Origin of the sequence: Blastococcus sp. Marseille-P5729 (assembly GCF_900292035.1) — a bacterium.
GTDB lineage: Bacteria > Actinomycetota > Actinomycetes > Mycobacteriales > Antricoccaceae > Cumulibacter.
Genome location: NZ_OMPO01000002.1, coordinates 321,636 through 343,976, shown reverse-complemented (window position 1 = coordinate 343,976; position 22,341 = coordinate 321,636). Strand labels below are relative to the sequence as shown.

Sequence of the window (22,341 nt, the reverse complement as noted above, 5' to 3'; positions counted from 1 at the left end):
CGGTGCAGTGCAGACCGCTATCGGGCGATTATCGTGCACTGCTGCCCCGCAGATCGAGCGGGTCGGGGCGACGGGTGGGCTCAGGTCTGCAGGGAGGCGATGATCTCGTTCGCGACCGCAGCGGTCTCGGTGGCCTGGTCGGCCGGGCCAGCGGTGATGATCTTCCAGAGGATGCCGTCCCGGTTTGCGGCGTAGTAGAAGCCGCGGCGGTCCGCGCCCTTGAGCTTGTTCGAGTACTGCCACAGCACGTTGCCGTTGCGGACCTCGTAGGTGATCTCCTGGTAGGCCGGCAGCTGGGCGGGGGAGCCCTCGTTGCCCATTTCCGACTTGATCTGCGCGTCGACGGACGGCGCGCTGAGCACCCCGGCGACGACCGTCACCTTCACCATCGACGCCGGATCCTCACCGCCGGAGCTGAGCAGGAACTCGCTGCGGTCGTCGTTGAAGGTCCCGACCTCCCAGCCGGCGGGCAGGGTGAAGGCGAAGGGCCGGAACTCCTCGCCCACCTTGATCGCCCCGGACGCCGTCCCGCCCTCGATCTTCGAGTCGTTCTGCTCCGGGGGCGTCGTGGTCTGGCTGCCGCTCTCGGACGGCCCGACGGACGTCGTCCCGGTGGTGCTCGGATCGGCGCTGCCGCTGCCGGAGTCCTTCTCGGACAGGAACCAGTAGATGCCGCCCGCAATCAGCGCCGCGACCAGGATGCCGATCACGGCGGGAATCCACGCGTTGCGCTTCTTCTTCGGCGAGTGCGCCGTCGCGGGCCGCCCGTAGCTGGTCGCCGGCTGGTGCGCAGCGAGGCCGGTGTGCTGGCCGGTGGCCGGGGCTAGGGTGCGCGCCGCGGCGTACGTCGGACCGTGCGGACCCTGGATGTACGCCGTCCGCTGGCCCGGCCCCGCGCCCTGCTGTCCCGGCTGAGCGGGCCCCGAGCCCGGCTGCCCCGCCTGAGCGGGCCCCGAGCCCGGCTGCCCCGGCCCCGCGCCGGGCCAGCCTGGGTAGGTCTGCGGGGCCGGGCGGTTCTGGTAGCCCTGGGCCCCCGCCGGGCTGATCACCCCGCTCATCGGGCCGCTCATCGGCTGCGCGAGCGGACCGCTGGGCGGGGAGTAGCTGGGCCGCGGCGCGGAATGCTGATCGACGATCGCCTGTAGAGCGCCGTGCAGCTCGTCGGTGCGGATCCGGGTGCGCGGGTCCTTGTCGAGCATCCGGGTCAGCAGCGGCTGGAGCGGGCCGGCGTGCGGCGCCGGTCGCGGTGGATCACCGACCACGGCGGTGAGGGTCGCCACCGGGTCGCCGAGATCGAACGGCGGGGCTCCCTCGACCGCGCACTGCAGCGTCGCGCCCAGGCCCCAGATGTCGGACGCCGACGTCGCCTCGCGGCCGCGCGCCACCTCAGGGGCAATGTAGGACGGCGATCCGACCATCAGGCCGGTGCGGGTGAGCTGCGAGTCGTCGGCGCGGCGCGAGATGCCGAAGTCGGCCAGCTTCACCCGGCCGTCCGGCGGCACCAGGATGTTGCCGGGCTTGACGTCGCGGTGGATGATGCCGACCTCGTGCGCGGACTCCAGCGCCGCGAGCACCGCCACCCCGATCCGCGCCGCCTCGGTGGGCGCGAGGGTGCCGTCTTCCTTGATGATCTGCGCGAGGCTCTTGGCCGGCACGAGCTCCATGACCACCCACGGCCGGCCGTCGTCCTCGACGACGTCGTACAGCGTGACCACGTTGGGGTGCGACAGCGCAGCGATGGAGCGCGCCTCGCGCAGCGCCCGCTGGCGCGCGACGTGGTTCTCCTCGTCGGTCTGGGTCGGCGGCAGCAGCACCTCCTTGACCGCGACCGCGCGGCCGAGCACGACGTCCTGCGCCTTCCACACCGCGCCCATTGAGCCGCGGCCCAGCAGCGCGTCCAGCCGGTAGCGCCCGGCCAGCAGCCGCTGGGTGTCCGGGGCCACCTCCAGGCGGGTGCGGGTCTCGCTGCCGGCGACCTCAGAGCGCGGCGAGTCAGCCAGCTCGGCGGCAGGCTGATCGTCGGGGGGTTCGCTCATCGTTCTTTCCGGTCGTGTCGGCTCGCACCATTCTTGCAGCGTTCGATGAGAGAACGCTCATCTTCAGGGCGCGAGTGGTGAACTTCCTACGGTGGTAGGACGCCGGGCGCCTGCGGCTCGTGCCCGGACGCCGTGAAAGCACGACTTATCGGCCCTCGGCGGCACGCAAGCGCCGCTGGTCGTGACAAACTCGACAACTGTGGATATTCCTTTCAATCCCTCGGCCGGGCCGACGCTCGGCGTCGAGTGGGAGCTTGAGCTCGTCGATCGCGACAGTCGCGAGCTTTCGCCTCGGGCGATAGAGATCCTTGAGGCCATCACGCCGGACGGCCTGGATGAGCACCCGCGGGCCAAGCACGAGCTGCTGCAGTCCTGCATCGAGGTCGTCACCGGGGTCTGCGAGACCGTCAGCGAGGCCACCGGCCAGCTGGCCGAGACCGTCGCCGAGGTGCAGGCCGAGGCCGACCGGTACGGCGTCGGCCTGATGTGCTCCGGGACGCACCCGATGAGCGACTTCCGCAACGAGAAGATCTCGCCCAAGGAGCGCTACACCGAGCTGGTCGAGAACATGCAGCACCTGGCCCGGCAGATGGCGATCTTCGGGGTCCACGTGCACGTCGGGGTGACCGCGAAGGAGAAGGTCGTCCCGATCGTCAACGCGCTGACCCAGTACATCCCGCACTTCCTGGCGTTCTCTGCGTCCTCCCCGTTCTGGATCAGCGAGGACACCGGGCTGGCGTCGTACCGCTCGAAGGTCTTCGAGGCGCTGCCGACCGCGGGCCTGCCGTTCCAGCTCGACTCGTGGGACGAGTTCGAGATGTACATGGAGGCGCTGATCGAGACCAAGACGATCGACACGATCCGTGAGGTGTGGTGGGACATCCGCCCGCACCCGAACTTCGGCACCATCGAGATGCGGATCTGCGACGGACTGCCCTCGCTGGAGGAGGTCGGGGCGGTGACCGCGCTGTCGCAGTGCCTCGTCGTCATGCTCGACCGGGAGATAGACCGCGGCTACCGGCTGCCCAAGCCCAAGCAGTGGCTGGTGCGCGAGAACAAGTGGCGGGCCGCCCGGTACGGGCTGGACGCCAAGATCGTCGTCGACAACATCCGCACCCTGCGGCCGGTGCGCGACGCGCTGCTCGGCCTGGTCGAGGAGCTGATGCCCACGGCCAAGCGGCTGGGCTGCGTGGACGAGCTCGGCGCGATCGAGACGATCCTGGACCGGGGCGCCAGCTACCAGCGGCAGCGCGAGCGGTTCGCGCAGACCGGTGATATGCGTGATGTGGTGGATCTACTGCTGAAGGAGATGCAGAACGGACTGTGACTATCGACCAGCACCAGCTCGACACCTGGCTGAAGGACAACCTGCAGCGGGTGATCGACGTCCGCCATGACATCCACGCCCACCCAGAGCTCGGCTTCGACACCCCGCTGACCTGCCACGCGCTCACCACCGAGCTGCAGGCCGACGGACTCGAGCCGGTCGCCTTCCGCGGCGGGCTGTACGTCGACATCGGACCGCAGCCGCCGCGCGTCGGCCTGCGTGCCGACATCGACGCGCTGCCGCTGCCCGAGCAGACCGGGCTGCCGTTCTCGTCGGTCTTCGAGGGGCGGATGCACGCCTGCGGGCACGACGTCCACGCCGCGGTGGCGATGGGGGCCGCGCTGGCGCTCGCGGACCAGCCCGAGCTGCCGGTCGGCGTCCGGGTCGTCTTCCAGCCGGCCGAGGAGGTGCTCGGGGGAGCGGAGTCGGTGATCGAGGCCGGGCTGCTGGACGGAATCGAGCAGATGTACGCGCTGCACTGCGAGCCGCACCACGACGTCGGCACCGCCGGCACCCGCAGCGGACCGATCACCGCCGCCTGCGACAACATCAAGGTCCGGCTGCGCTCGACCGGCGGGCACACCGCCCGACCGCACCTCACCGTCGACATGGTCGACGCGCTGGCGCGACTGGCCACGGGGCTGCCCGCCCTGGCATCACGACGGGTCGACCCCCGCGCTGCGCTGAGCATCGTGTTCGGCTCGATCCGCGCCGGCGACGCGGCCAATGCGATCCCCGCCGAGGGCGTGCTGCAGGGCAGCATCCGGGTGCTGTCGCTGGACGTCTGGCGCAACTGCGAGCTGCTGGTGCGCGGCTGGGTCGACGAGCTGGTCGGCACCTCCGGGGCGGACGTCGAGGTCGACTACATGGTCGGCGTCCCGCCGGTCGACAACCACCCCGAGGCGGCGTACATCCTGCGGCAGGCGATCTCGTCGGTCTGCGGGGCCAACGGCGTGTTCGTGCCGCACCAGTCGATGGGCGGCGAGGACTTCGCGTGGTACGGCGATCGCACCCGCATCGCGCTGGCCCGCCTCGGCGTCCGGGCACCGGGTGCGCCGATCACCGACCTGCACCAGAGCGCGTTCATGGCCGACGACGGCGCGATCGAGGTCGGCGTCCGGATCATGGTCGCCGCCGCGACCGCCGCCGCCCACGACATCGCCGGTGACGATCTCTGACCCGCTGCCCCCACAGATCGTTAGGGGTGTCGGGGCGCACGGCGGGGGTCAGATCGAGTTGCAGGGGCGGTTACGCAGCCCCGCGACGTAGTCGTCCGGCGCACCGGCGACCTCAGCCGCGTCGGCCAGGACACCGAGGTACCGCGCGGACGGAAGCCCGCCCTCGTAGGCGTTCAGCACGTAGGCCCACGCGGCGACGTCCGCCCCCTCGAGGGTGTGGACGTGCAGCTTGATCCGCTCGTAGAGGCCGGTGGGCACCGACTCCCACTCGTCGAGGTTCTCAGCGTCCTTGTGGGCGATGTCGTACAGCGCCACGAACACCACACCCACCTCGTCCGGGACGATCGTCGCGAGCGCGCCCTCCCAGCCGTGCTCCTCCCCGCCAAAGGTCAGCCGCCAGCCACGGATCCAGCCCACGCCGGCAGCCGGCGACGACGGGCATCGCTGGCGCATCTGCGCAGGGTCCATGTTCGACCCATAGGCGGCGTACAGGCTCACCGGCACAGACTATCGGCCTCGTGGGAGGATGCGGGATATCGTGCGCGGCCGCGTCCGGCCCTCGTGGCTGGGTGCTGCAGACCGTGCATCACCAACGCGAAGGAGGCCCACGGACGTGGCCAACATCGTCATCATCGGAGGCGGACCGGCCGGGTACGAATCGGCGTACGTCGCGGACTCGCTCGGCGCGAGCGTGACCCTCATCGACTACGACGCCCCGGGCGGTGCGTGCGTGCACTACGACTGCGTGCCGTCGAAGGCGTTCATCGCCTCCAGCGAGGTCGTCTCGAACACCCGCCACGCCGACGATCTCGGCATCCGGATGCCCTCGCCGGACGAGATCACCGTCGATGCGCCGCAGGTCTACAACCGCGTCAAGGAGCTCGCCCGCGCCCAGCTCGCCGACGTCACCGCGGGGCTGGCAAAGACGAAGGTGACCGTCGTCCGCGGACGCGGCAGGCTGCTGGCCACCGAGGAGCACGGCAGCCATCCGGTGGAGATCACTCCGGAGGGGGAGCCGGCGTACACCGTCGAGGCGGACGTCGTCCTGCTGGCCACCGGAGCGAGCCCGCGCGTGCTGCCCGGCGCCGAGCCGGACGGCGAGCGGATCCTGAACTGGCGGCAGGTCTACGACCTTCCCGAGCTGCCCTCGAAGCTCATCATCATCGGCTCGGGCGTCACCGGCGCGGAGTTCGCCAACGCGTACACCGAGATGGGCGTCGAGGTCACCCTGATTGCCAGCCGCGACCGCGTGCTTCCCCACGAGGACGGCGATGCGGCTCGCCTGCTCGAGGACTCCTTCACTCGCCGCGGGATGACGATCCTGACCCACGGGCGCGCCAAGACGGTGCAGAACACCGGGGACGGCGTCCGGGTCGAGCTCGCCGACGGGCGGGTCATCGAGGGCTCGCACTGCCTGATGACCGTCGGCTCGGTACCCAACACGACCGACCTCGGCATCGAGGAGGCCGGTGTGGAGGTGGACGACGGCGGGTTCATCAAGGTTGACCGGGTCTCGCGCACCTCGGTCTCCGGGGTGTACGCCGCGGGCGATGTCACCGGCGTCCTCATGCTTGCCTCGGTCGCTGCGATGCAGGGCCGCATCGCGATGTGGCACGCGCTCGGCGAGGCAGTCGCGCCGCTGCAGCTGAAGACCGTGTCGTCCAACATCTTCACCCATCCCGAGATCGCGACGGTCGGCATCGGTGAGAAGACCATCGACGACCGCGACATGGACGTGCGGTCGGTGACCATGCCGCTGCGCACCAACGCGCGGGCCAAGATGGCCGAGCTGGACGACGGGTTCGTGAAGCTCTACGCGCGGCCCACGACGGGCGTGGTGATCGGCGGCGTGGTCGTGGCGCCGCACGCCTCCGAGCTGATCATGCCGATCACCCTCGCCGTCCGGCAGCGACTGACCGTGCAGCAGATCGCCAGCACCTTCACCATCTACCCCTCGATCAGCGGGTCGATCAGCGAAGCCGCTCGCCGGCTCATCGAGCACGACGACCTCGACTGACCCACGAGCGGCTGGGCACCCTGGGCTGTGGCTACCAGCGAATAGTTGTCCCCGGATGCGGCGCGTTTGCCGCATTCGGGGACAAGTTGTTCGTCCGCCGTCGTCCACAGGGTGCGCCGCGGGTCCACAGAGGCCGGACGGCGATGGCGTCGTCCGGCTCGCCCCGCCACCCTGTGCGCATGGCAAAGAGCAGGATCACTCGCGCCGAGCTGGCGGAGCTCGCCGCCGAGGACGGCGTGATCACCGTCGAGTCGGTGCGGAAGCGCGGGATCACCCGCGATATTCAACGCCGGATGGTGCGGGAGGAGGTCCTGCGCCAGTTCACGCCGGCGCTGCTGGGGCTGGCCCCGCCCACCTGGGAGGTGCGGCTCGCGGCAGCGCTGCGGCTCGGCGGGGACGGCGCAGTGGCGTACGGCCCGACCGCGCTCGCGCTCCACGGCGTCGGGGAGCGCGAGCTGCCGCTGCACGTCGTCGTCCGGTCGCGATCGCACCCGCGGGACCGCGAGTGGGTCTGCTTTCACCGCAAGGACCTGGGCGGTCGGAAGGTGCTCCCGAACCTGGCACCCCGCAGGATCGCCCTCGACGACAGCGTGATCGACGCTCTGGCCCACCTCGATGAGATCGCGGCGATCGCGCTGCTCACGCGAGTCACCCAGGAGCGGCGCACCACCGCGGCCCGGCTGCTGGAGATCGTCAACCGACGCCGGCGGGTCGCGCACCGCGAGGTCGTGACGAGGATCCTGCGGGACGGCGCCGGCCTGGAGAGTGCGCTGGAGTACACCTACGCCGTCCGTGTCGAGCGCCCGCACGGGCTCGAGCCGATGGTGCGGCAGTACGTCGTCCCGGAGACCGGTCACCGGGCCGACGGCGCCTATCCCGCCCGCAGGCAGCTGATCCACCTCGACGGCGCGCGCTACCACGACGCGGATGCCGATCGCGATCTCGACAACCGGCACGCCGCCCTCGGATACGGGTCCTTCCGCTTCACCTGGAGCGACTGCTGGAGCACGCCGTGCCGGACCGCGAGCCGGGTAGCCGGGGGAGAGCCGCCGGCCCGCTGCCCGGCCTGCTGAGCGCCGTACCCGCACACCCGAGCGCCGTACCCGAGCACCCGAGCGCCGTACCCGCACACCCGAGCGCCGTACCCGCACACCCGAGCGCCGTACCCGCACACCCGAGCGCCGTACCCGCACAAGACAACTTGTCCCCGGATGCGGCAAACGCGCCGCATCTGGGGACAACTTGATGTCGGATGCGTGTGCGGCTCCGGCGGGGGGGGGTGCACGGCCGTCGCGGTCATGATGGGATGGGGGACCACGAAAGGAACTCGATGACAGTCGTACTTGCCCTGAAGTGCTCGGACGGAATCGTCCTGGCTTCCGATACCCAGATCACCGAGAGCGGCCGCGGCATGAGCTATCCGGCGCCGAAGCTGCACCCCTTCGCAGAAGCGGGGGCGTGGGGCGGCAGCGGCTCGCGCGCGGTGCTCATGGAGGTGGAGGACGAGTTCGAGCAGTCTGCACCGGCCATGCTGGTGGAGAAGAACATCTCCCGCGCGATCCAGGAGCGGGTGCTGCCGCTGATGCGCCACCACTACGACTGCTTCATCGAGGATGTCCCGGGGGAGAAGCCCGGTGGCTCTCCCGCCACCTACGTGATGGTCGCCGGATACTCCGACGGCGAGCCGTTCATCGTCGAGATCAACCCGCATGGGCTGATCGGGCGCTACGAGGAGATCGGCTTCCACGCGATCGGTAGCGGCGCGCCCATGGCGCAACAGGCCGAGTCGCTGCTGGCCCACTTCAACATGGACGCTCGGGACGTCGATCACGGCGTGCTCGTCGCGGTCCGGGTGATCGAGGCGCTGAAGCTCACCTCGCCCAGCGTCGGCGGGCCCACCAACGTCTACCGGATCACCGAGGACGGCGCCGAAGAGCTCTCCGAGGAGGCGCTCGAGGAGGTCAGGGACCGGATCGACCAGTGGGTCAAGCTGGAACGCGAGGCCCTCGACAAGCTCCCGGCGTCCACCCCGGGCAACCGCTCCGGCGGCAAGAAGACCGCCAAGAAGTCGGCGAGGTCCGGCAAGAAGTCCGCCAAGAATTCGGCGCAGTCCGGCAAGAAGGCGACGTCGTCCAGCAAGTAGGACGGTGCTTGACGGCGGTGGGCCGGGGTGCGAGGGTCTGCGCATGCCTCTGGACGACGCCTCCCAACAGCTCATCGCCGCCTTCATCGAAGCCGGCCGCCCGCCGATCTGGGAGGGGACGCCGGACGACGCCCGCGCGGGCCATGCCGCCATGGGCCCGATGTCGGGCCCGGGGCCGGAGGTGCACGACGCCCGCGAGGAGCGGATCAGCACGTACGACGGCGACGAGGTCCGGCTGAAGATCCTGACGCCGTCCGAGCAGCCGCGCGGGATCGTGCTCTACATCCACGGCGGCGGGTTCGTGATCGGCGACATCGACCACCAGTACGACGCCGTCGGCCGGGACCTCGCCACGCGCACCGACTGCACCGTCGTCCTCGTGAACTACCGGAAGGCGCCGGAGAACCCCTTCCCGAAAGGGATCGAGGACTGCTGGAGCGCACTTCAGTGGGTCGACGCGCGCCGTGGCGAGCTGGCGAGAGCAGGCGCCAAGCTGTTCATCGCGGGCGACTCGGCAGGTGGGAACCTCGCGGCGGTCATGACGCACCGGGCGCTCGATCGCGGTGGCCCGCACCTGGACGGGCAGGTGCTGGTCTATCCGGCGACCGACAACGACTTCGGCCGACCGGAGTACTCTGCGCCGGAGAACCAGCTGCTGCTGAGCATGCCCGCGATGGAGTGGTTCCATCAGCAGTACCTGCCCGATGAGCGTGACCGGGGAACTGTTGAGGCCGCCCCGCTGCGACGTCTCGATTTCACCGGCCTGCCGCCGGCATACGTGCTGCTGGCCGAGTACGACCCGCTGATCGCCGAGGGCCGCGACTACGCCGATGCCCTGGCTGCGGCCGGCGTTCCGGTCGAGACCTCGGTGGCCGAAGGACAGATGCACATCTTCTTCCAGATGTACAAGATGCTCCCCGGTTACGAGGTCGGGATGAGCCGTGTCAGTGACTGGCTGAACAGCCAGCTCGGCTAGGCCCGTCCCAGCGAGGCGCTGCCATTACGCTGCGGATCCGCGCTGCGGTGGGTGATGAGCAGGCCCTCGTTGACAGACATCCAGCCGGGCGCCGCTGTCGCTGCACTATCGAGGGGCGGCGGTGAGGCGTACTGCCGTCCCTGGGGACCGGTCGATCAGCCGACCGGAGCCGCGGCTAGATCCTCGAACAGCTCGCGGGCCAGGCGATAGCCGTGTAGGCACTCCTCGACGAACACGTCCTGCTCGGACGCCGACAAGCAGATGTTCAGCTTGTCGCGGTAGGCGTCCTTGTACGGCTTGCTCTTGCCGACCGCGGAGAAGTCCCAGACCCGCAGGGCGTCGTCCGGGATGCCGTAGTGGCGCTGGACCAGACGTCCGATCACCTGCCCGCCCGAGAGGTCTCCGAGGTAGCGCAGGTAGTGATGTGCCAGGACCCGCACCGGCTCGTCGGTCGCGAAGGAGGCGATGCGGTCGACGTACGCCGAGGTCGCCGGCAGGGGAGGGGCCGGGTCCGAGACGCCGAGGACCGCGAGATCGCTGCGTAGTGCCGGGGTGCGCTCGAGGCGGGCATCGAAGAACTCGCTCATCGGACGCGCCTGGCGGGTCGCGCGCGCGGCGTGCTCGAGTCCGTCGTACAGCGGGAGGTACTCGGTGACCAGGCGGGCGTACGCGGCAGCAGACTCCTCGCCCTGGAGCAGCCGGGTGATGAAGACCGACTGCTCGGCGTCCTGATGGGCGTCGTCGGTCAGTGCCTTGAGCTTGTCGGTGAACAGCATGCGTCGATGACTTCCTGGTTGCGACCGCGCTGACCTCGGTGGACGGCGAGGACGGCACCGGCATCAGATGAACGTCGGCAGGGGCACGCTTAGGTTAGCCTAACTAACGCAAAGACCACTAGTCCGGACGCCGACCGGTGGTGTTGACAGCCGGGTCAACTGTTGCTTGGGTCACAAGCAGGGCGATAGATGAAGCACCGCAGCAGTTCCTGGCAGCGAGGGCCGGGGGCGGCCCCCCGCCGCTCTATGAGCAGACCCCGGCGATGGCGCGGATGACCGGGCCGATCTTCGCCGGCATGAGCGGGCCCGGACCGGACGTCGGCGAGGTACGCAACCTCGAGCTGGATGGCGACGGCGGCACCTTCCGCGCCCGTGTCCTCAAGCCCAAGGGCGATCCGAAGGCGATCATCGTGTACTACCACGGCGGCGGCTGGGTCCTCGGCGACATCGACCTGCAGTACGACACCGTGGGGCGTCAGCTGGTCGAGAAGACCGGCTGCACCGTCGTGATGGTCAACTACCGCAAGGCGCCGGAGCATCCCTTCCCGGCGGCCGTGGACGACTCGTACGCCGCGCTGGAGTGGGTCGACGCGCACCGGGCCGAGCTGGCCCCGGAGGGTGCGCCGTTGATCGTCGCGGGGGACAGCGCCGGCGGCAACCTCAGCGCGGTCATGGCGCAGCGCGCGCGGGACCGCAGCGGACCCACGATCGACTACCAGGTGCTGGTGTACCCGGCGACCGACTGCGACTTCGAGCGCCCGTCGTACAACGCGCCGGAAAACCAGCTGCTGCTCGACAAGCAGCTGATGGAGTGGTTCTTCAACCACTACGAGCCGGACGTCGAGAAGCGCAAGACTCCCGATATATCTCCGATCCGCCACGAGAACCTGGCGGATCTGCCGCCGGCGTTCGTCTACCTCGCCGAGCACGATCCGCTCTTCGACGAAGGCAAGGAGTACGCCGAGAAGCTGAGGGAGGCGGGCAACGAGGTCGAGATGGAGACAGCCGCCGGCCAGATGCACGCCTTCTTCCAGATGGCCAACATCCTTCCGGGATACGCCGCGGGAATGGACCTCGTGGCGCAGAAGATCGACCAGTTCCTGACGACCAAGAGGTGAACTGAAGATGACCGCGATGATCGCTACTGAACAGACCAAGGCAACGCCGGCGGACGTCGACTACGACGTCGTCATCGTCGGCGCCGGCTTCGCCGGCATGTATCAGCTGCACAGGCTGCGCCAGTTGGGTATGAGCGCCCACGTCTACGAGACCGGCGACGACGTCGGAGGCACCTGGTTCTGGAACCGCTATCCAGGCGCCCGGGTCGACATCGAGTCGCACCACTACTCCTTCAGCTTCGACAAGGACCTGCAGCAGGAGTGGGACTGGAAGGAGCGGTACTCGCCCCAGCCCGAGCTGCTGAAGTACGCGCAGCACGTCGCCGAGCGTTTCGACCTGCGCAAGGACATCAGCTTCTCCACGCGCGTGAGCGCGATGGACTGGGACGAGGACGCGCGCACCTGGACCGTCACGACCGATCCCGGCGAGCCGGTCACCTGCCGCCACGTCATCCTCGCCACCGGCACCCTGTCGGTACCGCAGAAGCCGAAGTTCGACGGGCTGGAGGACTTCAAGGGCGAGCTCTACTACACCTCGAGCTACCCGAAGGACGCCCCGGACCTCAAGGGCAAGAAGGTCGGCGTCATCGGCACCGGATCCTCCGGCCTGCAGACGATCACCGCCATCGGCCCCGAGGTCGGCGAGCTCACGGTCTACCAGCGGACGCCGTCCTTCTCGATGCCCGCGCACAACCACGAGCTGACCGACGAGGACCGCCAGAAGGTCAAGGCCAACTACGACGAGATCCGCACCAAGGACTTTGCGGCCAAGGTTGGTTTCGACGACGGGCAGAGGGCGAACGTGCACGCCGCTGACCTGTCGCCCGACGAGGTGCGCGCGCAGCAGGACAAGTTCTACGAGTACGGCGGACTGGCCTTCGGCTTTGCGTACGGCGACATCCTGCTGAACCCGCAGACCAACGACACGTTCGCGGAGTACCTCCGGGAGAAGATCCGGGAACGGGTGAAGGATCCGAAGGTGGCCGAGAAGCTGCTGCCGACCACGTACCCGATCGCCAGCAAGCGGATGTGCGTCGACACCGGCTACTTCGAGGTCTACAACCAGGACAACGTCGAGCTGGTCGACATCCGCGAACAGCCGATCGAGAAGTTCGTCGAGAACGGAATCGTCGCCGGCGGAAAGCTGCGCGAGCATGACGTCATCATCCTGGCCACCGGGTTCGATGCGATGACCGGCGCGATCACGAGCATCGACATCACCGCCGGAGGCGAGAAGCTGAAGGACAAGTGGGCGCACGGCCCGCAGACCTACCTCGGGCTCACCAGCAGCGGCTATCCGAACCTGTTCATGATCACCGGACCGCAGTCGCCGTCCGTGCTCACGAACATGATGACCTCGATCGAGTACCACGTCGACTGGCTCAGCCGGCTGCTCGAAGGCATGCGGGACGCCGGGCTCAGCCGCATCGAGGCGCGTCCGGAGGCAGAGGAGCAGTGGGTCCGGGCGAACAACGACATCGCCGCGGGCACGCTCATGCCGCAGGCGAACTCCTGGTACATGGGCGCGAACATTCCCGGCAAGGAGCGGGTTTTCATGCCGTTCGTCGGCGGCCATGACACCTACGCGGCCATCTGCGAGGGCATCGCGCTCGCCGGCAACTACCACGGCTTCAAGCTGTCGTAGCCGGCGTTACTCGGCGTCCGAGAACACTTCTGCGGGGCAGTGGAGCACGCTAATCAACAGATCGCGTGCGCCACTGCCCCGCAGAAGGTTATTGCGTGAGGCTGGACGGCGCCGGTGCTACTCGGCGTCCTTGATCTCGCAGATCACGGTGCCCTGGGTGACCGAGGTGCCGGGCTCCCCGGTGAGGCCGCTGATGACACCGGCCTTGTGTGCCGCCACCGGGTTCTCCATCTTCATCGCCTCGAGGACGACGACCAGGTCGCCCTCGGCGACGGTCTGACCGTCCTCGACGGCGATCTTGACGATGGTGCCCTGCATCGGGGCGGTGACTGAGTCGCCGGACGCCGCCGACCCGCTGCCGCCGCCGACCTTGCGCTTCTTCGCGGCCTTCTTCTTGCCGCCACCGCCGCCGAAGGACATGTCGCCGGGCAGCGAGACCTCGACGCGCTTGCCGCCGACCTCGACGACGACCTTCTGGCGCGGCTCCTCCTCTTCGCCGGCCTCGCCGGGAGCGGTGAAGGGCTCCACCTGGTTGTCGTACTCCGTCTCGATCCAGCGGGTGTGGACGTCGAAGCCCTCAGACGGCTTGCCGTCCTTGTCGGGGGCGGTGAAGGCCGGGTCGCGGACGATCGCGCGGTGGAACGGGATGACGGTCGCCATGCCCTCGACCTGCAGCTCGTCCAGCGCGCGACGCGAGCGCTCCAGCGCCTGGGTGCGGTCCTTGCCGGTGACGATCAGCTTGCCCAGCAGCGAGTCGAACTGCCCGCCGATGACCGAGCCGGTCTCGACGCCGAAGTCCATCCGCACGCCCGGGCCCGAGGGCTCGACGAGCTTGGTGACGGTGCCCGGCGCGGGCAGGAAGCCGCGGCCGGCGTCCTCACCGTTGATGCGGAACTCGAAGGAGTGCCCGCGCGGCTCGGGATCCTCGGTGTAGGGCAGCTTCTTGCCCTCGGCGATGGCGAACTGCTCACGCACGAGGTCGAACCCGGTGGTCTCCTCGGTGACCGGGTGCTCGACCTGCAGGCGAGTGTTGACCTCGAGGAAGGAGATGACGCCATCCTGGCCGACGAGGAACTCGCACGTGCCGGCGCCGTAGTAGCCGGCACCTAGGCAGATCTTCTTCGCGGCGCTGTGGATGTTCTCGCGCTGCTCCGGGGTCAGGAACGGCGCGGGCGCCTCCTCGACCAACTTCTGGTTGCGGCGCTGCAGCGAGCAGTCGCGGGTGCCGACGACAATCACGTTGCCGTGCTGGTCGGCCAGCACCTGGGCCTCGACGTGCCGCGGCTTGTCGAGGAAGCGCTCAACGAAGCACTCGCCGCGGCCGAAGGCGGTCTCGGCCTCGCGGACGGCGGAGTGGAACAGCTCGGGGATCTCCTCCATGGTGCGGGCGACCTTCAGGCCGCGGCCGCCACCGCCGAAGGCGGCCTTGATCGCGACCGGCAGACCGTGCTCCTCGGCGAACGCGACGACCTCATCCGGGCCGCTCACCGGGTCGTTGGTGCCCGGGACCAGTGGTGCGCCGGCCTCGGTGGCGATGTGACGGGCGGTGACCTTGTCACCGAGGGCCTCGATCGCCTTCGGCGACGGACCGATCCAGATCAGGTCGGCGTCGATGACCGCTTGGGCGAAGTTGGCGTTCTCGGAGAGGAAGCCGTAGCCGGGGTGGATCGCGTCGGCGCCGGTCTGCTTCGCGGCATCGATGATCTTCTCCATGACCAGGTAGCTCTCGGCTGAGGTCGCGCCGCCGAGGGCGATCGCCTCGTCGGCCATCCGCACGAACGGGGCGTCGCGGTCGGGGTCGGCGTAGACCGCGACGGAGGCGATGCCCGCGTCCTTCGCGGCGCGAATGACACGTACGGCGATCTCGCCGCGGTTCGCGACGAGCACCTTCTTGATGGAGGTCTCCGGCATGATGTGCCCTTTCCTTGTGCTATGCGTAAGACAGCTTGTTGAAGTATTGAGTGATATCTATATCGAGATCGAGCAGCATCCGGCGGACCAGCGGAAGACTGATGCCGACCACGTTGGTGTGATCGCCCTCGAGCTTCTCGATGAACCAGCCACCGAGACCATCGATGGTGAACGAGCCGGCGACGTGCAGCGGCTCGCCGGTCGCGACGTACGCCGCGATCTCCTCGTCGGTCATCGGCCCGATGTGCACCTCGGTGCTGGCCGCGGCGCTGGCCGACCGCTCCCCGGCGATGACGTGGTGGCCGGTGTGCAGCGTGCCGTGGTTGGAGCGCATCTGCCGCAGCCGGCGGACGGCGTCCTGCGCGTCGGCAGGCTTGCCGCGGACCTCGCCGTCCATCTCGAACATCGAGTCGCAGGCGATGACGACCGCCTCGCCGGCGTCCGGCCCGATCTGGGCAGACACCTCGCGAGCCTTCGCCTCGGCCAGCGCGATGACCTTCTGCTGCGGCGATGCGTCGGGCATCCCCGCGAGCAATGAGTCCTCGTCGACGTCCGAGACGAGCACCTCGGGCTCGATGCCGGCGGCCTGGAGGGTGGCCAGACGCGCCGGTGAGCGAGAGGCGAGCACGAATCTCATCGGGGTTGGTACTCCGCGCGCCAGCCACCGAACCCGGCGGTGCCGATCGATCGCATCATCCGAGATGGGCTGGCCCAGCCACTGACGGGCGCGGGGGCCGGCTGCTCATCGCCGCTCGCGGCGGCCGCGAGGACGACGGTGAGCGCCGCGATCTCCTCGGCGGTGGGGTTTCCGGACTCGACGACGAAGAACGGCTTGGGCTGCTCTGCCTGCTCGGCGGCGGGGTCGGCGACTGCGGTGGCGTCTGGGTGGTCGGGATCGGCCGGCTGGTTCTCGGTCACAGCGGGATGTTCCCGTGCTTCTTCGGCGGCAGCGTCTCGCGCTTGTTCTTCAGCGCCCGCAGCGCCCGCGTGATGTTCATGCGGGTGTTCTGCGGGTTGATGACGGTGTCGATGTAGCCGCGCTCGGCCGCGATGTACGGGTTGGCCAGATGCTGGTCGTACTCGTCGATGAGCTCCTTGCGCTTGGCCTCGATGTCGCCGCCTTCGTCCTGGACCTTCTTGAGGGTGTTGCGGTGCAGGATGTTGACCGCGCCCTGCGCGCCCATGACGGCGATCTGGCCGGTCGGCCACGACAGGTTGATGTCGGCGCCCAGGTGCTTGGAGCCCATGACGTCGTACGCGCCGCCGTACGCCTTGCGGGTGATGACGGTGACCTTGGGGACGGTGGCCTCGGCGTAGGCGTAGATCAGCTTGGCGCCGCGGCGAATGATGCCGTTCCACTCCTGGCTGGTGCCGGGCAGGAACCCGGGGACGTCGACGAAGGTCACGACCGGGACGTTGAAGGCATCGCAGGTGCGCACGAACCGGGCGGCCTTCTCCGAGGCGTCGATGTCGAGGGTCCCGGCGAACTGCATCGGCTGGTTGCCGACCACGCCGACCGCCTGGCCGTCGATGCGCGCGAACCCGCACAGGATGTTGGGGGCGAACATCGGCTGGACCTCGAGGTACTCGCCGTCGTCCACGACGTGCTCGATGATCTGCTTCATGTCGTACGGCGTGTTTGGCGAGTCTGGGATGGCGGTGTCGAGCCAGAGGTCCTCTTCGCGACCGGTGAGGTCCTCGCCGTGGCCTTCGAACTCCGGCGGCGTGTCGAGGTTGTTCGAGGGCAGATAGGACAGCAGCGCCTTGACGTACTCGATGGCCTCTTCCTCGTCGGTGCCCATGTAGTGCGCGACACCGGACTTGGTGTTGTGCGTCTTGGCCCCGCCGAGCTCCTCGAAGCCGACGTCCTCACCGGTGACGGTCTTGATGACGTCCGGGCCGGTGATGAACATGTGCGAGGTCTGGTCGACCATGACCGTGAAGTCGGTGATCGCGGGGGAGTAGACGGCGCCGCCGGCGCAGGGGCCCATGATGACCGAGATCTGCGGGATGACGCCGGAGGCCCACACGTTGCGGCGGAAGATCTCGCCGTACAGGCCGAGCGAGACGACGCCCTCCTGGATGCGGGCGCCACCGGAGTCGTTCAGGCCGATGACCGGGCAGCCGATCTTCATCGCGAAGTCCATGACCTTCACGATCTTCTCGCCGAACACCTCGCCGAGCGAGCCGCCGAAGACGGTGAAGTCCTGGGCGAAGATCGCGACCTGACGGCCCTCGATGGTGCCGTAGCCGGTCACCACGCCGTCGCCGTACGGCCGGTTCTTCTCCTGGCCGAAGGCGGTGGAGCGGTGGCGGGCGTACTTGTCCATCTCGATGAACGTTCCGGGGTCGAGCAGCATCTCGATGCGCTCGCGGGCGGTCTTCTTGCCGCGCGCGTGCTGTTTCTCCACGGCGCGGTCAGAACCGGCGTTGGCGACCTCGGCCTTGCGGCGCTCGAGGTCCGCGATCTTGCCCGCCGTCGTGGACAGGTCGATCTCAGGTGCGTCATTAGCGGTATCGGTCACGTCATGCACTTTAACGCGGCACCACCCGCTCACCTTCACGTCATCCCACCTGCGGTGGGTTAGGACTCGTTGAGTGCGTCACGTCGCCCGTTCGGCGGTGGGTTGGTCGGGGCTAGGTCGCAACTAGCCCTGATGACTCCACGGACGTCGGACGCCCGCAGCGTACGAAGCCCGCAGCGGCAGGTATCAGGCGGGGGTGTGGGCCCGCAGGCCGTCGATGATCAGCGAGATGGACGACGCGAAGCTGCCCGCCGGCAGCGTGCCCTCCCCGTCGATGGCTCCCACGCTCGCGGCCTGCAGGTGGGTCTGCTCCTCGCCGGTGTAGCCGAAGGTCACGTGCAGCAGGGTGCGTGCGGCGGTCACGGCGAGCGCGGGCTCGAAGCCCGCGTCGAGCAGGATCGCGGCGATATCGTCGGCCGGGTCGTGGCTGCCCAGCCCGTAGGCGTGCACGGTCGCGACCAGTTCGGCGCCGTCCCGGTAGGCGAGCATCGAGTCCCGCAGCGTGGTGCAGCTGTCGAGCAACCGGGCGGGCCACTCGTCGTCCACCGGCGTACGGCGCCCGCGCCGCAGGATCTCGTCCACCATGAGCGCGAGCAGCTGCTGCTTGTTGCTGACGTGATGGTAGAGCGCACTGGGCTGGACGCCGAGCTCCCCGGCGAGCCGCCGCATCGAGACGTCGGCGAGACCGTACTCGTCGAGCACCCGCAGGGCGCGGTCGACGACGTCTGCCAGGTGGTATCGCATGTCACATCCGTCCGATTTGACCGTGGGCTCACTCAACCTTAACCTGAACACCGTTCAGGTTGACCTGAACATCGTTCAGGTCACTGTATCCCAGTCACCCCGACCCGAAAGCCAGGGCACCCATGACCAGCACCACCCGCCGGGGAAGCTCCCGGTCGACTGCCACCGACATTGCGTTGATCGCGGGCTTCGCCGCGCTGATCGCCGTGTGCGCGATCCTGCCGGCGATCCAGATCGCCGGCCCGGTCCCGATCACGTTGCAGACCTTCGCCGTCCTGCTCGCCGGCGCGGTGCTGGGTCCGGTCCGCGGGTTCCTGGCGAACCTGCTGTACATCGCGGTGGGCGCTGCCGGCCTGCCGGTCTTCTCCGGCGGCGCCGCCGGCGTCGGCGTCCTCGCCGGCCCCAGCGCCGGATACCTCGTCGCGTTCCCGTTCGCCGCCGCCCTGTGCGGTTTCATCGTCTCCAAGCTCCCGCGGCACAAGCTGCAGAGCGTCGGCCTGATCTTCCTCGCCGGCCTCTTCAGCAGCATCCTGCTGATCCATACCCTCGGCATGGGCGGCATGGTGCTGCGCGCGGGCCTGAGCTGGTCGGAGGCGTGGGCCGTGGACCGGGTGTTCTGGATCGGCGACGTCATCAAGAACGTCGCGATGGCGCTGGTCGCGACCGCCGTCCACCGCGCCTTCCCCGATCTCCTCGGCCGTCCGTCACCGCTGGAGCCGGAGATCGACGACGAGCAGGACGACGTCCAGCCGCAGGCGGGTGCCCGCATCTCGTGACCGGGATCGAGCTCACCCGGGCCTCGGTGCGGGTCCCGACCCTCGCCGAGGGTGAGCTGACGATCCTGCACCCGACCACGCTGCGGATCACCGAGCCGACCACTGCCTTGATCGGCGCCAACGGCTCGGGAAAGTCGACCCTCGCCCGGCTGCTCAACGGGCTGATCGAGCCCACCGGCGGCACCGTCACCGTCGACGGGTTGGACGTCGTGAAGGACGGCGCGCAGGTGCGGCGCAGGGTGGGGTTCGTCTTCTCCGATCCCGCCGCCCAGCTGGTGATGCCGACGGCCGCCGAGGACGTCGCGCTATCGCTGCGACGTACGGTGCGCGGCGCCAAGCAGCGGCAGGCTGTCGCGGAGTCCGTGCTGGAGCGGTACGGGCTCGGCGGGCTGGGGGAGCGCTCGATCCACGGCCTCTCCGGCGGGCAGCGACAGCTGCTCGCGCTGGCCGGCGTCCTCGCCACCGACCCGAGCGTGCTGGTCGCTGACGAGCCCACCACCCTGCTCGACCTGCGCAACGCGCGAAGGATCGGCGACCTGCTGCTGTCGCTGCCGCAGCAGGTGGTGATCGTGACGCACGACCTCGAGCTGGCGCGGCGCTGCGAGCGCGGCATCGTGATCGAGGAGGGCCGGGTCGGCTACGACGGGCCCGCGGCGGAGGCAGTGGCGTTCTACGAGCAGTCCTGCATGGAGCCCGGATGAGCGTGCAGCTGCTCGGCGCCTACCGCCCCGGCACCTCCTGGATGCACCGGCTGCCCGCCGGCGGGAAGCTGGTGGGGCTGTTCGCGTGCGGCCTGACGCTGGCGTTCCTGCCCGGCTGGCGGACGGCGGTCGCCGGTGTGCTCCTTGCGCTGATCGTCGCGGCGTCCGCCCGGGTGGGGCTGCGGACGCTGTTCGCCGGCACCCGGATGCTGCTGCTGGTCATGGCCTTCCTGGGCGGTTACCTGGCCTGGCAGCAGGGCTGGGAGCGCGCGGTCGCTGTCGTGGGTGACCTGGTCGCGCTCGCGCTGCTGGCGACCGTCATGACGTCGACGACCCCGGTGGACGAGGTGCTCGATGCGGTCACCCGGGGCGTGCAGCCGCTGCGGCGCTTCGGCGTCCGGCCCGAGCAGGTCGCGCTGGCGTTCTCGCTGATGCTGCGCGGCATCCCGACCACCCTGCAGCTCGCGCAGGAGTCACGCGACGCGGCGAAGGCCCGCGGGCTGCAACGTGATCCTCGGGCGGTGCTGCGACCGATGGTGATCCGCGTCGTCGCGCACGCCCGGTCGACCGGCGAGGCCCTGCACGCTCGCGGCATCGGCGACGACTGACCCGCACCCGACCTGCGGGTCAGTGGAGGACGCTATCGGCCCCATACCGTGCTCCACTGACCCGCAGATCGATAGGGTCGGGCGCGTGAGTTTCGATGCTGATGCCGTACGCCGCGAGCTCGACCCCTTCTGGAGCGAGCTGCAGGCGGTCGGTGAGACCGGCTCCACGAACGACGACGTCCTCGCCGAGGCCGCTCGCGGCACCCCGCAGGGACTCGTGCGGACCGCGGAGTTCCAGACCGCCGGCCGCGGCCGCCTCGACCGTGGCTGGGAGGCGCCGCCGGGGACCTCGGTGATGTTCTCGATCCTGCTGCGCCCGCAGGCACCGGTGCGACACTGGGGCTGGATCCCGATCCTGGCGGGCATGGGGGTGTACGACGCGCTGCAGTCCGCCGCCGTGGACGCCGCCCTCAAGTGGCCGAACGACGTCCAGCTCGGCCCCGACCGCGGCAAGTGCGGGGGCATTCTCACCCAGGCTGCGGCTGGTGCCGCCGTGGTCGGGATCGGCCTCAACGTGCGCTCGCACGACCGCCTGCCGGAGACCGCGGAGGTCATCGGCGACTATTGGGACATCTCGCGGGAGCGACTGTTGGCCGCCGTCCTGAACGCGATCGCGGCCCGCTACCGGCGGTGGGACGGCGCCGCCGGGGACGTCGTCCGCACGGGACTGCTGGCGGACTATCGAACCGCGTGCGGCACCCTCGGCCAGCGCGTGCGCGTGGAGCTGCCAGGGGGAGCGCCGCCGGCCCTCGGGATCGCCGAGGATGTCGATCAGGAGGGGCGTCTCGTCGTCCGGACGGCGGACGGGCCGGTGGTCGTCGGCGCCGGCGACGTCATCCACGTCCGCCCGACTGGCTGAGCCACCCGACCGCATCGCCTCGCCACGCAGCCCGCCTCCGGCTGACGCGCTGGCTGAGCGCCGATCTGCCCTACCCGACCTGGCGATTCGCGTAGATTTGGTGCTGACCACCAGCCTGCGGAGGAACGAATGCGCTTTCCCGAGAACATCCTGGCCAAGGACGAGAAGGTCGTCCGGAGCCTGCACCCGCACTGGCTGACCCTGGTGATCCCGGCCGTGATCGGGCTGCTGATCATCGCGGCCACCTGGCTGATCGTCGCGATGACCCCGGTCGATGACACCTGGAACATCGTGGACTGGGTGATCATCGCGATCGCTGTCCTGTTGTTCATCGGCTTCGTCGTCGTGCCGTTCCTGCGCTGGCGCACCACGCACTACGTCATCACCTCGAACCGGGTCGTCGTACGGCGCGGCATCCTCGCCAAGTCCGGGCAAGACATCGCGCTGTCGAAGATCACCGACGTCTCGTTCCGCCAGTCGCTGCTCGATCGGATCCTGCGCTCGGGCAGCCTGCAGATCGAGACGGCCGGCGACAGCCAGGACGAGGAGTTCTCGAACATCCCGCGCAGCAACCAGATCCAGCAACTGCTCAACCACCTGATCGAGGACGACGCGGCCCGCCGGGGCGGCTACGGACGGTCCGCCCACCTCGGCCACGAGCAGATGGGCGGCCGGCACGCCGAGTACCACCAGCAGCCGCCCGCCGACCGCGGGTACGACGGCGGGTACGACGACCGCCGGGACCGCGGGTACGACGACCGCCGTGACACCCGCGCCTACGACGACCGGCGAGACACCCGCGCCTACGACGACCGGTGCGACACTCGCGCCCACGACGACCGGCGCGACACCCGCGCCTACCCGTCCGACGACTGGGAGACCCCGCCGCTGCGGTAGCCACGGGCGCGGTCAGCAGGCCGGGTCGGCCTTCTCACCCCGGCGGACGCGGCTCGCCGGACTCAGGTCCGAGAAGTTGTCAGGGCTCCCGTTTACGTTGAAGG

At 69.5% G+C, this 22,341-nt stretch carries 21 protein-coding genes; 13 read left to right on the top strand and 8 right to left on the bottom strand.

Features of this window, described 5'->3' with window-relative positions:
* Positions 1 to 80: 80 nt before the first annotated feature.
* The gene (locus tag DAA40_RS10160; RefSeq protein WP_106849616.1) at positions 81 to 2,036 is read right to left on the bottom strand and encodes a serine/threonine-protein kinase; all 1,956 of its coding nucleotides are present in this window, start codon (positions 2,034 to 2,036) and stop codon (positions 81 to 83) included.
* Positions 2,037 to 2,235: 199 nt separating this feature from the next.
* Here DAA40_RS10160 and DAA40_RS10155 point away from each other — a divergent pair, with 199 nt between their 5' ends.
* Positions 2,236 to 3,363, top strand: coding sequence for a glutamate--cysteine ligase (locus DAA40_RS10155; RefSeq protein WP_106849615.1), 1,128 nt, complete (start codon positions 2,236 to 2,238; stop codon positions 3,361 to 3,363).
* On the top strand, positions 3,360 to 4,541 hold the full coding sequence (locus DAA40_RS10150; RefSeq protein WP_106849614.1) for an amidohydrolase: 1,182 nt from the start codon (positions 3,360 to 3,362) through the stop codon (positions 4,539 to 4,541). Before DAA40_RS10155 ends, DAA40_RS10150 begins: the two co-directional genes overlap by 4 nt.
* A gap of 48 nt (positions 4,542 to 4,589) precedes the next feature.
* Here DAA40_RS10150 and DAA40_RS10145 read toward each other — a convergent pair whose 3' ends face one another.
* Positions 4,590 to 5,039, bottom strand: coding sequence for a gamma-glutamylcyclotransferase (locus DAA40_RS10145; protein ID WP_106850119.1), 450 nt, complete (start codon positions 5,037 to 5,039; stop codon positions 4,590 to 4,592).
* 115 nt (positions 5,040 to 5,154) lie between these two features.
* On the opposite strand from DAA40_RS10145, the gene DAA40_RS10140 reads away from it, so the two are divergent.
* The 4 genes from DAA40_RS10140 to DAA40_RS10125 all read left to right on the top strand — a co-directional run bounded on the left by DAA40_RS10140 (position 5,155) and on the right by DAA40_RS10125 (position 9,677).
* Positions 5,155 to 6,558, top strand: coding sequence for an NAD(P)H-quinone dehydrogenase (locus tag DAA40_RS10140; RefSeq protein ID WP_106849613.1), 1,404 nt, complete (start codon positions 5,155 to 5,157; stop codon positions 6,556 to 6,558).
* Between the two features lie 179 nt (positions 6,559 to 6,737).
* Positions 6,738 to 7,631, top strand: coding sequence for a hypothetical protein (locus tag DAA40_RS10135; RefSeq protein ID WP_106849612.1), 894 nt, complete (start codon positions 6,738 to 6,740; stop codon positions 7,629 to 7,631).
* A 257-nt stretch (positions 7,632 to 7,888) separates the two neighbouring features.
* Positions 7,889 to 8,701, top strand: a complete 813-nt coding sequence (locus DAA40_RS10130; protein WP_106849611.1) for a proteasome protein — start codon at positions 7,889 to 7,891, stop codon at positions 8,699 to 8,701.
* A 43-nt stretch (positions 8,702 to 8,744) separates the two neighbouring features.
* Positions 8,745 to 9,677: an alpha/beta hydrolase gene (locus DAA40_RS10125; RefSeq protein ID WP_106849610.1), complete on the top strand. Its 933-nt coding sequence runs from the start codon at positions 8,745 to 8,747 to the stop codon at positions 9,675 to 9,677.
* Positions 9,678 to 9,832: 155 nt separating this feature from the next.
* On the opposite strand, the gene DAA40_RS10120 is transcribed toward DAA40_RS10125, so the two are convergent.
* The gene (locus DAA40_RS10120) at positions 9,833 to 10,453 is read right to left on the bottom strand and encodes a heme oxygenase (biliverdin-producing) (protein WP_106849609.1); all 621 of its coding nucleotides are present in this window, start codon (positions 10,451 to 10,453) and stop codon (positions 9,833 to 9,835) included.
* Positions 10,454 to 10,725: 272 nt separating this feature from the next.
* Here DAA40_RS10120 and DAA40_RS10115 point away from each other — a divergent pair, with 272 nt between their 5' ends.
* Entirely contained in the window at positions 10,726 to 11,571 is an 846-nt protein-coding gene (locus tag DAA40_RS10115) for an alpha/beta hydrolase (protein ID WP_199849694.1), read from the top strand.
* Between the two features lie 7 nt (positions 11,572 to 11,578).
* Positions 11,579 to 13,216, top strand: coding sequence for an NAD(P)/FAD-dependent oxidoreductase (locus tag DAA40_RS10110; protein WP_234356333.1), 1,638 nt, complete (start codon positions 11,579 to 11,581; stop codon positions 13,214 to 13,216).
* Between the two features lie 117 nt (positions 13,217 to 13,333).
* Here the strand turns inward: DAA40_RS10110 and DAA40_RS10105 are convergent, their stop codons facing one another.
* From DAA40_RS10105 to DAA40_RS10085, 5 genes are all read right to left on the bottom strand, one after another.
* A complete protein-coding gene (locus DAA40_RS10105) occupies positions 13,334 to 15,127 on the bottom strand; it encodes an acetyl/propionyl/methylcrotonyl-CoA carboxylase subunit alpha (RefSeq protein WP_106849607.1) in 1,794 nt (597 codons plus the stop codon).
* A gap of 19 nt (positions 15,128 to 15,146) precedes the next feature.
* On the bottom strand, positions 15,147 to 15,764 hold the full coding sequence (locus tag DAA40_RS10100) for a nucleoside triphosphate pyrophosphatase (RefSeq protein WP_106849606.1): 618 nt from the start codon (positions 15,762 to 15,764) through the stop codon (positions 15,147 to 15,149).
* Positions 15,761 to 16,045: an acyl-CoA carboxylase subunit epsilon gene (locus DAA40_RS10095; protein ID WP_106849605.1), complete on the bottom strand. Its 285-nt coding sequence runs from the start codon at positions 16,043 to 16,045 to the stop codon at positions 15,761 to 15,763. The genes DAA40_RS10100 and DAA40_RS10095 overlap by 4 nt, the downstream gene beginning before the upstream one ends.
* Positions 16,042 to 17,652, bottom strand: coding sequence for an acyl-CoA carboxylase subunit beta (locus tag DAA40_RS10090; protein ID WP_106849604.1), 1,611 nt, complete (start codon positions 17,650 to 17,652; stop codon positions 16,042 to 16,044). Before DAA40_RS10090 ends, DAA40_RS10095 begins: the two co-directional genes overlap by 4 nt.
* Before the next feature lie 186 nt (positions 17,653 to 17,838).
* The gene (locus tag DAA40_RS10085) at positions 17,839 to 18,396 is read right to left on the bottom strand and encodes a TetR/AcrR family transcriptional regulator C-terminal domain-containing protein (protein ID WP_106849603.1); all 558 of its coding nucleotides are present in this window, start codon (positions 18,394 to 18,396) and stop codon (positions 17,839 to 17,841) included.
* 122 nt (positions 18,397 to 18,518) lie between these two features.
* Between DAA40_RS10085 and DAA40_RS10080 the strand changes: the two genes are divergently transcribed.
* From DAA40_RS10080 to DAA40_RS10060, 5 genes are all read left to right on the top strand, one after another.
* Complete coding sequence (locus tag DAA40_RS10080; protein WP_106849602.1) at positions 18,519 to 19,172, top strand: biotin transporter BioY; 654 nt, start codon at positions 18,519 to 18,521, stop codon at positions 19,170 to 19,172.
* Positions 19,169 to 19,873, top strand: coding sequence for an energy-coupling factor ABC transporter ATP-binding protein (locus tag DAA40_RS10075; protein WP_106849601.1), 705 nt, complete (start codon positions 19,169 to 19,171; stop codon positions 19,871 to 19,873). Before DAA40_RS10080 ends, DAA40_RS10075 begins: the two co-directional genes overlap by 4 nt.
* A complete protein-coding gene (locus tag DAA40_RS10070; protein WP_106849600.1) occupies positions 19,870 to 20,481 on the top strand; it encodes an energy-coupling factor transporter transmembrane protein EcfT in 612 nt (203 codons plus the stop codon). The genes DAA40_RS10075 and DAA40_RS10070 overlap by 4 nt, the downstream gene beginning before the upstream one ends.
* Positions 20,482 to 20,566: 85 nt before the next feature.
* Positions 20,567 to 21,340: a biotin--[acetyl-CoA-carboxylase] ligase gene (locus DAA40_RS10065; protein ID WP_158716361.1), complete on the top strand. Its 774-nt coding sequence runs from the start codon at positions 20,567 to 20,569 to the stop codon at positions 21,338 to 21,340.
* 129 nt (positions 21,341 to 21,469) lie between these two features.
* Positions 21,470 to 22,237, top strand: a complete 768-nt coding sequence (locus tag DAA40_RS10060) for a PH domain-containing protein (RefSeq protein ID WP_106849598.1) — start codon at positions 21,470 to 21,472, stop codon at positions 22,235 to 22,237.
* Positions 22,238 to 22,341 lie beyond the last annotated feature (104 nt).